Source organism: Actinoalloteichus hoggarensis (assembly GCF_002234535.1).
GTDB lineage: Bacteria > Actinomycetota > Actinomycetes > Mycobacteriales > Pseudonocardiaceae > Actinoalloteichus_A > Actinoalloteichus_A hoggarensis.
On the sequence record NZ_CP022521.1, the window covers coordinates 910,628 to 922,947 of the forward strand.

Below are 12,320 nucleotides of genomic sequence, written 5' to 3' on the forward strand. Positions count from 1 at the left end.
GCATCCCGGCAGCGTCGGCCGCCTCTGCCTCGTCCGAACCGGCGGTATCGACATCAATTCCGCCGTCGCGGTGTGCGACGGCCCGCCCCGAGGCTCGGGCACACGACCGCTCAGGAGTAGGCGGTCGGCCAGGTCACCTGGAAGCGGGCGCCGCCCTCCGGGGCGACGTGCACGGACGCGGACCCGCCGCGTCGGCTCACCACCTCGGACACCAGGGCCAGCCCCAGGCCCGTGCCGCCGCTGTCCCGCGCCCGATCGCCCTCCAGCCGGAAGAAGCGGTCGAACACCTGGTCTCGGTGCTCGGCGTCGATGCCCGGCCCGTCGTCGTCCACCAGCAGCCGGCCGAACCGGCCGAAGGGCAGGACGGTGACACGGACCAGCAGCCGGGCATGGCGGACCGCGTTGGCCACCAGGTTCTCCATCACCCGATCGACCTCGACCGGATCGGCGAGCACCCGGACCTCGACCGGCGCGTACAGCACCACCTTGACGTCCCCGCCGCGATGGCGGGCGGCCACCTGCCGGGCGATCGGCGGTAGCGAGACGACCCGGGTCTCCCGGACGTCGCCCGCATCCGAGCGGGCCAGGGCGAGCAGGTCCTCGACGAGCGTGGTCAGTCGCTCGGTCTCCTGGACGACCTCCTCCAGGACCTCCATCGAATGTTGTGGATCGGGATGCAGCACCGCCACCTCGGCCTGCGCCCGGATCGACGTGACCGGCGAGCGCAGCTCGTGGGCGGCGTCGCCGGTGAAGCGCCGCAGCCTGCCCACCGCCTCGTCCCGGCGGGCCAGCAGATCGTTGAAGGCGTCGGCCAGCGCGCTCAACTCGTCGCGGGTGTCGGGCACCGGCAGCCGAGCGCCGGACGGGAGCCCGACCGTGGCGTTGCGCATGCGCCGGACCGAACGCAGTGAGCCGCGGACGGACAGGACGGTGACGACGGCGGCCGCCGCCACGGCCAGCGCGGCGCTCCCCGAGACCAGGATCAGCCCGGTGCGCAGCATCGCCGCGAAACCGACGAGGTCGGTGGCCGCCAGCACCAGCCGGGGGGTGCCGTCCGGGGTGGGCACCACGTTGGCCTTCCAGCGGCGAGCCGGGTCGGTGCCGCTGGTGAGCACGAGGTCGCCGCCGCGCAGCCGATCGAGGTCGGCCGGGGAGAGTTCCGGCGTGGGCCCGCCGTCCACCGGGGTGCCCGCCGTGTCCAGCACGTGGATGCTCGTCACGCTGTTCGGCTCCTCCGGCGGAAGGCCCTCGCCGACCCGGCTCGACGCGGCCAGCAGCGCCTGCTGGAGATCGGGATCGACCGACCGCACGACCACCTGACCGATCACCGCGGAGCTGCCCACCACGATCAGCGCCAGGAACAGGGCGGTGACCGAGGTGGTGATCATCGTGATGCGGGTGGGCAGGGAGCGGCGACGCCACCATCGGCGCGGCGGGGAGGGCGTCATCGGCCGGGCGCGGTGGGCGTGCGCCGCGATCCCCCGGCGGGAGCCCCGTCGGGTCCGTCGGCGAGGTAGCCGTGCCCGCGCACGGTGCGGACCACGTCTTGGGCGCCGACGGCCTGGAGTTTGCGGCGCAGATAGCCGACGTAGACCTCCACGACGTTGCGGGTGACCGTCTCCGAGTCCCCCCACACCTCCTGAAGCAGCTCGCCCTTGGTCACGACCGAACCCGCCCGGCGCAGCAGCACCGTGAGCACCTCGTACTCGCGGGGGCTCAGCGCGACGTCGCGGTCCTGCCAGCTCACCCGGCGGGTGGCGGTGTCCAGTCGCAGGTCGCTGACGGTGATCACCGTCTCCTCCGCGCGCGTTCCCGCCCGTCGGAGGACCGCGCGGAGCTGGGCGAGTAGCACCAGGAACGAGAAGGGCTTGACCACGTAGCCGTCGGCCCCCAGATCCAGCCCGTCGGCCTGGTCCACCTCACCGTCCTTGGCCGAGACCAGGATCACCGGCGTCACGATCCCGGCGGCACGAAGCTGCTGGAGCACCCGGTAGCCGGAGAGGCCCGGCAGCATGATGTCCAGCAGCACCGCGTCGAACGACCCGGTCTGGGCCAGCCGGAGCGCCTGCGGTCCGGTGCCCGCGGTGACGATGTCCATCCCCTCGGCGACGAGACCTCGTTCCAGTGCCCGGCGCACACCGGGCTCGTCATCGGCTACGAGCACACGTGGTTGCACGTCTCTCAGGATGCACCCTTCGGCGGTCGCGACCGCGCGGCTCTCAGCTCGTCCTCAGCGAACGATCTCGGGACATGCCGGGCCGGGCCTTCTCCGACGACGCGGCCTCGGGCGAGCGGACCCGTCGACACGACGATCGTTCCTCGGCCGGGCAGGGCAGGGCGACGGCCGCGCGGCGCACCGATCACGACGCCGCACGCGGCTGAGGCGGCCGAGCCCCTCAGCGGACTCTCAGCGAAGCCACTCTCAGCTGAGAACGTGATCTGACCTGCGGTGATACCGTCGAGGTCGTCGCCGTCGCGGCGTGGGGCCTGCCGTGCGCGCCGCTCGTCTCAGCACGTTCTCAGGGAGCCCGGTCCAGGCTGATGGCACCACGACGACAGCGTCGAGGGAAGCTCAGGAGGAACTGATGCAGAAGCGGAAGATGACGGCGGGGGTGGCCGCGACCGGCGTGCTGGCCGGCACCGCCGGTCTGGTCTGGCTGGCGATGCCCGCCGGGGCCGACCCGGCGCCCTCGCTGCCGGAGATCTCGCCCGAGGCGTTGGTCGAGTCGGTGCTCGAAGCCGAGAATCCCGCCCTGGCGGGCACCGTGTCGCTGGAGAACAACCTGGGGCTGCCGTCGCTGGGCGCGCTCGGCGGCAGCCTGGGTGAGGCTGCGGTCGACTTCGACATGCTGAGCGGTCTCGACGCGCAGATCGCGAGCGACGGCGAAGGCCGGTTCCGAGTGATCTCGGGTTACGGGGATGCGACGTCGACGATCGTCTACGACGGCGAGACGCTCTGGGAGTGGGACTCCGCGACCCAGGGGGTCGTCAAGAGCTCCGTGGGCGGTGCCGAGGAGGCGGACGAGGTCAGGCCCGCCGGTACCGACCCTGCGGAACTCGCCCGCCGCGCGGTGGAGCAGCTACGGGAGATCAGCAGCGTCGCCGTCGACGGCACCGCCTCCGTCGTGGGCCGCGACGCCTACGAACTGGCCCTGGCCCCCGGACCCGACGAGCGCACGCTGCTGCGTGAGGTGCGGGTGGCCGTCGACTCGGAGACCCGGATTCCGCTGCGGGTCACCGTGCTGGGCAACGGCTCGGACGAGCCGGTTCTGGAGTTCGGCTTCACCGACGTCGACTTCGACGCCCAGGACCCCGAGGACTTCACCTTCCAGCCGCCCGCGGGCGCGTCGGTGCAGGACCTCGACGACTACACGCCGCACGCCGGCACCCCGGAACCCGAGGCCGGCACCGAGCCCGAGTCGGGAATGCGGGACGCGGAGCCGTACGGCGTCGAGTCGGGCGCCTCGCAGGTGGTCGGCGACGGCTGGGACTCGGTTCTCGTGCTGAGCGCGGACGAGCTCGAGGGTGACGCCGCGCAGGCCGCCGACCTCGACGCACTCCCCGAGGGCTTCGGCGAGCGGGTCGGCGGCGCCTGGGGCGAGGGCCTGCTGATCGAGTCCGCGGTGGTCACCGCGATCCTGACCGACGACGGCCGGATCGCCGTCGGCGCCGTGCCCGCCCAGGTGCTCACCGAGGCACTGGAAGAGGCCCGGTGATGTTCTCGGACATCTCGGCGGAGCCGGCTTCGGCCGGCTCCGCCCCCGAGCGGACCGGCGACACCGCGTCTGCCGAGGGCACCGGCTGGGCCGCCCGCACCCGTGGGCTGCGCAAGACCTACGGCCGCACGGTGGCGGTCGACCGGGTGGACCTGGACGTCCCGGCGGGTGCGGTGCTGGGCATGCTGGGTCCCAACGGCTCAGGCAAGACGACGACCATCCGAATGCTGCTCGGCCTGATCAGCCCCACCGAGGGCACCGTCGAGCTGTTCGGCCGCTCGATGCCGGACCAGGCACGCCAGGTGCTGCCGACGGTCGGGGCGATGGTCGAGGGCCCCGGCTTCCACCCGCACCTCTCCGGTCGGGACAACCTGCGTCGCTGTGCGGCGGCTGAGCCGCTGGTCGAGACGCGCCATGCGGCGCAGGCGGTCTCCGAGGCGATCGAACGGGTCGGGCTCGCCGACGCGGCCGATCGGGCCTACAAGGGCTATTCGCTCGGGATGAAGCAGCGGCTCGGGCTGGCGGCGGCCCTGCTGGTGCCCCGCAGCCTCGTGGTGCTCGACGAACCCACGAACGGACTCGACCCGGCGGGTACCAGGGAGATCCGAGAGGTGATCTCCGAACTGCACACGGCGGGCACCACGGTGATCGTCTCCTCCCACCTGCTCGCCGAGATCGAGGCGACCTGTACCCACGTCGCGGTGTTGAACCGAGGTGTCCTGGTGGCCCAGGGCGGGCTCGGGGAGCTGCTGGCCGCCAGCACCCCGACGCTGCTCGTGGCCACGCCGGACGTCGACCGGGGCGTGGAGGTCCTGCGGGCCGCGGGCATCCCCGCCCGAGGCGAGAGCGACGGGCTGCGGGCCGAACTCATCGACGTCACCGCCCCGGCGGTGATCTCGACGCTGGCGCGGGCCGACGTCGCGATCTACGAGGCTCGTCCGCACCGCACCGGGCTGGAGGACTTCTTCGCCCTGGTCACGGAATCGGACAGCGAGGAGCAGACCCGATGAGCGCCACCGGGACGATTCGACCACTGACCAGTGAACTTCCCGTCGCGGCCGGTCGCACCGCCGCGCCTTTCGGCAGGCTGCTCGCCGCCGAGCTCCGGCTGATGCTGCGCAGGCCGCGCACGCTGGTCGCGCTCGGGCTGCTCGCGCTGATCCCGGTGCTGATGGGCGTGACGGTCGTCCTCTCCAGCGGCGGCCCCGGCGGCGACTTCCTGATGGCCGCGATCGAGGGCAGCGGAGTGCTGCTCAGCCTCATGGCCCTGACCATGTCGCTCGCCCTGCTGCTGCCGCTGTTGATCAGCGTGATCGCGGCCGACAGCTTCGCGGGCGAGGCCGCCGCAGGCACCCTGCGCGGGCTGCTGCTGGCCCCGGTCGGCCGGGGCAGACTGATCACGGTCAAGGCGCTGAGCGTGCTGATCTTCAGTGCGTTGTCGGTGGCCGTGGTCGTCGTGGTCGGGGTGGTCGTCGGGGTCGCGCTGCTGGGCGGCGACGCGATGATCACCGCGTCCGGCGCGACGATCGGCCTCGGGGAGGCGTTGCTGCGGATCCTGCTGCTCGCGGGCTGGGCGACGGTCCAGGTCTTCGCGGTGGGCGCCGTCGCGCTGGCACTCTCGTCGGCGACCGAGCGACCCATCGTCGTGACCGCCTCCGTGATGGGCGGCTTCATCGGCTTCCAGCTCGTCACCGGCTTCCCGTCGTTGGACTGGCTGCACCCGGCGGTGCTCACCCACCGCTGGATGCCCGCGCAGCTGGAGATCCTCAACGACCCGATGAACGTCACGGACCTGACCACGAGCTTCCTGCGGGCCTGCTTCTACATCCTGATCGGTCTCTCCCTGACGGTGTGGCGGATGAACTCCAAGGACTACTGACCGGAGGGCGCCGAGCCGATCGGGTACGGCGGGCGGGCTCGATGGCCCGTCAGGGGGAGCGGCGGGCGGACGTCGGGGCGTCGAGCCCGCCGGGGAGTGCGACGTCGGGTCACCTGCCGGGCGTGGGTGTCGGCATCGGCGACCGGTCGTCGGGGGTCGGTCGTCGGGCCCGGCGTCGCACGGGTGCCGGGCGTCGCAGGTGCCGGGCGCCGCGCGGGCGCCCGGCGGCCTTGGACGCACGCCGACGGGTGCGGCGGCGCCGCATGCAGACGAAAGGGCGGTGGGGGTCGCCTCGGCCGCGAACGGATCACCGCAGGACGACTCCGGACAGACGAGCGGCGCAGGCACCACCGCCGCCCGGCGGGCGGAAGCGCGCTCGACACGGTGCGCTCGACACAGCATGGCCGAGACGTCGGGCGCCGCTGTTCCCACCGCGTCGTGTGGGCAGGTCACACGCCCTCGGCCCCGGCCCGATGCCGTCCGCTCCGCACACCGGCGGTGATGTAAGGATCGCGGGGTGCCGTTGCTGCGAACCTCCATGCTGATCGAGGCCGGGTCCGCCACCGTCGCCGCCGCGCTGCGGATCAACTCCGACCGGACCAACACCGGGGTAGCCGGAGTACGCATCGAGACGGCCGGGCCGCGTGCCCTGCTCGGCGAGGGCGACCGGCTGGACTTCCACGTGCCGATCCGGCCGCGGGCTCGCGTGTCGGTGCGAACCAGACTGACCAGCGTGCGGCCGACCGAGCTGCGGGCCGAGGCGGCCCCCGGCTCGCCGTGGCGGCTCGACCATCGGATCGTCCTCGCCTCCACCGGTGCGGGCACCCTGCTCACCGAGTCGCTGCGCTGGTCGTGGATCGGCGGCGGACTCGACCGGCTGGTCGACGCGGTCGCGGCCCGCCGGACGATCCTGCGGCTGTTCGCGGCCCGGGAGGTCGCGGTCCGCGCGGTCGCGGGCCGACTGAGCGACGCGGGGGTGGTCGTCGGGGCCGCGGTGCTGCGGGGCGCGACGGTGCTCGCCGCCCAGCGGGCCGCGCCGTCGTCGCTGGCGGGCCGATGGGAGCTGCCGGGCGGCTCGGTCGAGCCGGGCGAGACGGAGCAGGAGGCGCTCACACGGGAATGCCGGGAGGAACTCGGCGTCCGGGTCCGGGTGGGTGCCCGCATCGGACCGGATCTGCCGCTGCCGGACGGCCGAGTGCTGCGGATCTACCTCGCGCGGCTGGAGAAGCGCGGCGAGCGGGCATCGGATCGGGCAGGCGGCGCCTCCGACGCGGGACGGCGAGGCGCGGCCCGGTTCGAGGGGGCGGCGGACCCGGCCGGCCGCGGCGCCGATCCCGCCCGTACCGATCCTGCCGGCGCCGAGCAGCCCGGCGCCGACGCCACCGAGCCGCAGGCCCGCGAACATCGGGAACTCCGGTGGCTCAACGCCGACCGACTCGGCGAGGTGGACTGGCTGCCCGCGGACCTGGACGTGCTGCCCGATCTTCGGCGGCTGCTCATCGAGCGCGCCGCACGCCGCCGGACGAAGGAGGGTCTCTCCCGCTGAGGGCCTGCGAAGGTCGGACAGGAGCGAGGTGAGGCCGGGCAGGAGTGAGGCCGGACCTTCGGGGGCGCCCGCCGAGTCGGGGCGGACGGGCAGGACTGCGCCTCCGCGGCGGGCTCCGGACGGTCCCATCGGCCATCGCGCGGCCCCTCAGGAATAAGGCCGGACGGGCGTGAGGCCGAGCAGGAGCGAGGCGAGCCGGGTCCGGCCGGGCAGGAGCAAGGCCGAGCACACGGCAGGCGGTGTCGGGGAGCAGCCCGACGGCCGACGGTCCCGCCCGCTCCCACGCCGAGCATCCGAGGGCGGCGTCGAGGCCGCCGACCGGCCCGATGGCCGCGGGCCCGTCGGCATCGCGCCCGGACGGAGCCCGAGCCCGCCGACTCGTCCCACTCGAACGCCGGCACGGGCGAGACCAGGGGGAGGGACGAGACGAGGAGGGGAGAGGCGGTGAGGCGGTGAGGCGGTGAGGCGGAGGAGCCTGACGAGCCCGCCGGGCACGGCGAGACGAGAGTGATGAGACGGCGACCGGTGCGATCGCGCTCACACGTCTCGCGGAGTCCGTGGGCGGCGAGCCCGACGGCCCGCGGGTTCCGCCGGGCCGTCCCGTGACCGCCCAGGCGGCGCCCCGCCGCACGTCCGGACCCGGTGACCGGCGGATTCCCGATGACGTGACCCGGCAGGCAGCGGACACCCGGCCTGGACGCGGTATTCTGTGCTGGGTCGTGAGTGCGCATCGCCGGCGGCCGCCGAACAATCCGTGAGTCCTAAAGCGGCTCGCAGCCGAGTCCCCCAGACTCACCGTCGAGTCGTCGAGACTCACAGCCCTTCTCCACCTCCGGCAATTCATCAGGAGCTTTCGCGTGCCCGCCTCCAGCGTCGCCACCGCCGAGCTGACCAGGACCGATCTTCGTAACATCGCCATCGTGGCCCACGTCGACCACGGCAAGACCACGCTGGTCGACGCGATGCTGCGGCAGTCGGGTGCCTTCTCCGACCGTGCCGAACTCGTCGACCGGGTCATGGACTCCGGCGAACTCGAACGCGAGAAGGGCATCACGATCCTCGCGAAGAACACGGCGGTCCTTCGGGAGACGCCGTCGGGCCCCGTGACCATCAACGTGGTGGACACGCCGGGGCACGCCGACTTCGGCGGTGAGGTCGAGCGCGGCCTGTCCATGGTCGACGGCGTCGTCCTCCTCGTCGACGCCAGCGAGGGGCCGTTGCCGCAGACACGGTTCGTGCTGCGCAAGACGCTGGCCGCCGGGCTGCCCGTCGTCCTGGTCGTCAACAAGGTCGACCGCCCGGACGCCCGGATCGCCGAGGTGGTCGAGGAGACCCACGACCTGCTGCTCGACCTCGCGGGCGACCTCGACCACGTGGACCTCGATCTGGACGCCCTGCTCGACCTCCCGGTCGTCTACGCCTCCGCTCGCGCGGGCCGCGCCAGCCTCACCGCGCCCGAGGACGGCGGCCTGCCCGACAGCGAGAACCTCGACCCGCTGTTCGACGTGCTCCTGGAGCACGTGCCCGCCCCCGTAGGCGACCCGGACGCCCCGCTGCGTGCGCTGGTCACCAACCTGGACGCCTCGAACTTCCTCGGCCGGATCGCGCTGTGCCGGGTGCACGCGGGACGCATCCGCAAGGGCGCGACCGTGTCCTGGTGCCGCGAGGACGACACGGTGTCGCGGGTGAAGGTCACCGAGCTGTTGATGGCCAAGGCGTTGGACCGAGTCCCCGCCGAAGAGGCCGTGGCGGGCGACCTGGTCGCCATCGCGGGCATCCCGGACATCACCATCGGCGACACCCTCGCCGACGTGGAGGACCCGCGGCCGCTCCCGAGGATCACCGTCGACGAGCCCGCGATCTCGATGACGATCGGCGTCAACACCTCGCCGCTGGCAGGCCGCAACGGCGGGACCAAGATCACCGCGCGGCTGCTGAAGGCCAGGCTCGACTCCGAGCTGGTCGGCAACGTGAGCGTGCGGGTGCTGCCGACCGAGCGCCCGGACACCTGGGAGGTGCAGGGCCGAGGCGAACTGGCCCTGGCCATCCTCGTGGAGCAGATGCGACGAGAGGGCTTCGAGCTCACCGTCGGCAAGCCGCAGGTCGTGACGCGGATGATCGACGGCAAGCTGCACGAGCCGTTCGAGCGGCTGACCATCGACATCCCCGAGGAGTTCCTCGGCGCCCTCACGCAGCTCCTGGCCAACCGCAAGGGGCAGATGGAGCAGATGGGCGGCCACGGGACCGGCCGGATGCGGCTCGACTATCTGATCCCGGCGCGCGGCCTGATCGGCTTCCGCACCGAGTTCCTCACCGAGACGCGCGGAACCGGCATCGCCAACCACGTTTTCCACGGCTACGAGCGCTGGGTCGGCGAACTGCGCACCCGGCACAGCGGCTCCCTGGTGTCGGACCGGACGGGCGCGGTCACCGCGTACGCGATGATCCAGCTCGCCGACCGGGGGACGTTCTTCGTCGAGCCCGGCGCCGACGTCTACGAGGGCATGGTCGTGGGGGAGAACCCCCGGGCCGAGGACCTGGACATCAACGTCACGCGAGAGAAGAAGCTCACCAACATGCGCTCCGCCACCGGTGACGAGCTGGAGCGGCTGGCCAGGCCGCGCAAGCTCGGCCTGGAGGAGGCCCTGGAGTTCTGCTCCTCGGACGAGTGCGTCGAGGTGGCCCCGGAGGTCATCCGGGTGCGCAAGCTGATCCTGGACTCCACCCAGCGCGGCCGGGAGCGGGCTCGGAGCAAGGCCCGCAACGCCTGACCGGGGCAACGGTCGGCACCCCCGGACGTCCTCTCAACGAGTGATCCGATGACACCCTGGAACACTCTGTGCGTTCGGAGGGTTCCGGCCCGCCGGTTCTGGCACCCTCGACATCGCTTCACGCCGGGGTGCAGGCACCCGGCTCTGCTGAGGAGGTTCGCGCGGTGGCTCGGTCCGCAGGATTGCGCGGGGGTCGCGCCTGGCTCCTGCGTCGGGGCCGTGCCCTGACCGCGCATCGCGGGGTCGCAGACGGTCCGGGTGGGGAGAGCCGCCCGTCTCGGACCGCGGCGGCCTCCCGCGCGGAGGCGTGGGCAGGCATGGCCGCCGTATGCGTGCGAGGCACCGAGTCCGGCCATGCCGCCGGGTCCGTTCGAGGCGTCGAGTCCGGCCGGGCCTGCGGCGCTCGGGCGGCGGGCGGGCACCGCGCGTCGAACCCCGCGGGCCTGCTCGGATCGTGGTTCTCGGAGCAGGCGGTTCGGCGGACCGGCGGTCGCATCCGCCCGCGCGGCGGACGCCTGGGCCTGACGTCGATCCTGTTGGTCGGCCTGCTCACGGCCTGCACCACGCCGCCCCCGCCCCTGGTCGATCCGACCGAGGTGTCGGAGCTGCCCGCCGAGGAGATCCCGAGCGAGATCGTGATCGGTGTCGACAGCTTCGCGGGCGGCTTCAACCCGCACCGGCTCGCCGACCTCTCCACGCCGACCACCGCGCTGGCCAGCCTGATGCTGCCCTCGGTCTTCCGCCCCGGTCCCGACGGCACGCCCCGGCTCGACGGCACGCTGATGAACGACGCCGAGGTCGTGGGCTCCGCGCCGTTCACGGTGCGCTACGACATCCGGCCGGACGCCTCGTGGTCGGACAGCGCGCCGATCGCGGCCGAGGACTTTGTCTATCTGTGGGAGCGGATGCGCTCCGAACCCGGCGTGGTGGACGCGGCCGGGTATCGGCTCATCGAGGACATCGTTCCCGGCGACGGCGGCAAGACGGTGGAGGTCGTCTTCAGCGAGCCCTATCCGGGGTGGCAGTCGTTGTTCACCCACCTGCTGCCCGCGCACCTCATCAAGGACGCTCCGGGCGGCTGGCAGCGGGCGCTGGCACAGCGGTATCCGCTCTCCGGCGGCCCGTTCACCATGACCGCCTTCGACCGGGGTCGCGGCGAGATCGTCCTGGAACGCAACGACCGCTACTGGGAGCAGCCCAGCGACGTCCTGCGGCTCGTCCTGCGCGAGAACAGCCACCCGGGGCTGACGGACTCGCTGGCCAGCGGGGACAACCAGCTCGCGGTCCTCACCGCCGACGCGGTGGCGTTGAACATGATCGCCGCCGCCGAGACGGAGGAGCCGCTGCGGACCCGCAGCCTGCCGCGCGCCGAGACGGCACAGGTGCTGCTGCGGCCCGCGAGCCCGGTGCTCGCCGACGACGAACTGCGGCGGGCGATCGGGGCCGCGCTCGACCGGGACGCGCTGATCGCGATCGGCACGCGCAGCGGCCCCTCGGCCGACCTGGTCGCCGACTCGCAGGTGCTGGCTCCTTCGGAGCCTGGTTACGCCGCGGCGAGGCCCGCCGGGTCGACGCTGGGCACCGGGGACGCCGAATCGCTGCACGAGCTGCTCTCGGACGAGGGCTACACCGTCGACGACGGCTGGTGGGAGCGCGACGGCACCCGACTCTCCCTGGTGGTCGCCGCCCCCGCCGACCAGGAGCCCTACAGCTCGCTCGCGGGTCATGTGGCACGACAGCTTCGCGACGTCGGCATCGAGACCGAGGTCGTGCGACCGTCCGCGACGGACTTCTACGACGATCTGTTGCAGCGAGATGTCGACGAGGTCTCCTCTTCGGGCGGCACGGGCGAGGAGTCGTCCACCGGTGACGCGGCGTCCGAGGTTCCCGCCGTCGACATCGCGGTGGCGCCGATGGGCGTCGGTGCCGACCCGGCGGCCACGCTGGCGACGCGGCTGGGCTGCCCGGCGCCGATCGAGGGCTCGGACGCCACGCCGCCGGTCAACCTCGCCGGGTTCTGTGACGAGGAGGTCGACCAGCTGCTCGACGCGGCGCTGACCGGCAGCGTTCCGCTGGCCGAGGCCCGCGCCGAGCTGGAGCCGATCCTCTGGGACGAGGCCGTCGTCCTGCCGCTCTTCCAGCTCGCCGACACCGTCGTCTTCGGCACCGGAATGAGCGGCGGCGAGACCTGGCGCCCGTATCTCGGCCCGTTCGCCGGCGCGTCCGAGTGGCAGCGGGACGGCAGCGGACCCTGACGAGTCGGGCGCCTTCCCGACTCGGCGAACAATGGGCTACCGTCGGGTAACCTGACGGCAAAATTGTTCAAAAAACGGACATGCCCGTTCGGTCAACGACCGTTCACCGTGTGCAATCACGGAGTCACCTTTTGGTCACGATCGGTCGTCTAC

General features: G+C 72.9%; 8 protein-coding genes. 6 read left to right on the forward strand and 2 right to left on the reverse strand.

Annotated features, from left to right (window positions below; genetic code table 11):
* Nucleotides 1-110 precede the first annotated feature (110 nt).
* Both AHOG_RS04205 and AHOG_RS04210 read right to left on the reverse strand, forming a co-directional pair.
* A complete protein-coding gene (locus AHOG_RS04205) occupies nucleotides 111-1,388 on the reverse strand; it encodes a sensor histidine kinase (RefSeq protein WP_245856552.1) in 1,278 nt (425 codons plus the stop codon).
* Nucleotides 1,389-1,444: 56 nt separating this feature from the next.
* A complete protein-coding gene (locus AHOG_RS04210) occupies nucleotides 1,445-2,176 on the reverse strand; it encodes a response regulator transcription factor (protein ID WP_093940181.1) in 732 nt (243 codons plus the stop codon).
* Between the two features lie 409 nt (nucleotides 2,177-2,585).
* On the opposite strand from AHOG_RS04210, the gene AHOG_RS04215 reads away from it, so the two are divergent.
* The 6 genes from AHOG_RS04215 to AHOG_RS04240 all read left to right on the forward strand — a co-directional run bounded on the left by AHOG_RS04215 (nucleotide 2,586) and on the right by AHOG_RS04240 (nucleotide 12,167).
* Complete coding sequence (locus AHOG_RS04215; RefSeq protein WP_093940182.1) at nucleotides 2,586-3,716, forward strand: LolA family protein; 1,131 nt, start codon at nucleotides 2,586-2,588, stop codon at nucleotides 3,714-3,716.
* Nucleotides 3,716-4,726, forward strand: coding sequence for an ABC transporter ATP-binding protein (locus AHOG_RS04220; protein WP_093940183.1), 1,011 nt, complete (start codon nucleotides 3,716-3,718; stop codon nucleotides 4,724-4,726). Before AHOG_RS04215 ends, AHOG_RS04220 begins: the two co-directional genes overlap by 1 nt.
* Nucleotides 4,723-5,595 (forward strand): ABC transporter permease, encoded by an 873-nt coding sequence (locus tag AHOG_RS04225; RefSeq protein WP_093940184.1) that lies wholly within the window; start codon nucleotides 4,723-4,725, stop codon nucleotides 5,593-5,595. Before AHOG_RS04220 ends, AHOG_RS04225 begins: the two co-directional genes overlap by 4 nt.
* A 517-nt stretch (nucleotides 5,596-6,112) precedes the next feature.
* Entirely contained in the window at nucleotides 6,113-7,141 is a 1,029-nt protein-coding gene (locus AHOG_RS30220; RefSeq protein ID WP_281258074.1) for an NUDIX domain-containing protein, read from the forward strand.
* An 857-nt stretch (nucleotides 7,142-7,998) separates the two neighbouring features.
* Nucleotides 7,999-9,912 (forward strand): translational GTPase TypA, encoded by a 1,914-nt coding sequence (typA, locus tag AHOG_RS04235; RefSeq protein WP_093940185.1) that lies wholly within the window; start codon nucleotides 7,999-8,001, stop codon nucleotides 9,910-9,912.
* A gap of 317 nt (nucleotides 9,913-10,229) precedes the next feature.
* Entirely contained in the window at nucleotides 10,230-12,167 is a 1,938-nt protein-coding gene (locus AHOG_RS04240) for an ABC transporter family substrate-binding protein (RefSeq protein WP_245856553.1), read from the forward strand.
* Nucleotides 12,168-12,320: the final 153 nt, after the last annotated feature.

Bases quoted from the DNA above. Each gene is read 5' to 3' on its own strand.
- AHOG_RS04205 (WP_245856552.1), bottom strand. From the start codon at position 1,388: ATGATCACCACCTCGGTCACCGCCCTGTTCCTGGCGCTGATCGTGGTG.
- AHOG_RS04215 (WP_093940182.1), top strand. From the start codon at position 2,586: ATGCAGAAGCGGAAGATGACGGCGGGGGTGGCCGCGACCGGCGTGCTG.
- AHOG_RS04220 (WP_093940183.1), top strand. From the start codon at position 3,716: ATGTTCTCGGACATCTCGGCGGAGCCGGCTTCGGCCGGCTCCGCCCCC.
- AHOG_RS04225 (WP_093940184.1), top strand. From the start codon at position 4,723: ATGAGCGCCACCGGGACGATTCGACCACTGACCAGTGAACTTCCCGTC.
- AHOG_RS04240 (WP_245856553.1), top strand. From the start codon at position 10,230: ATGGCCGCCGTATGCGTGCGAGGCACCGAGTCCGGCCATGCCGCCGGG.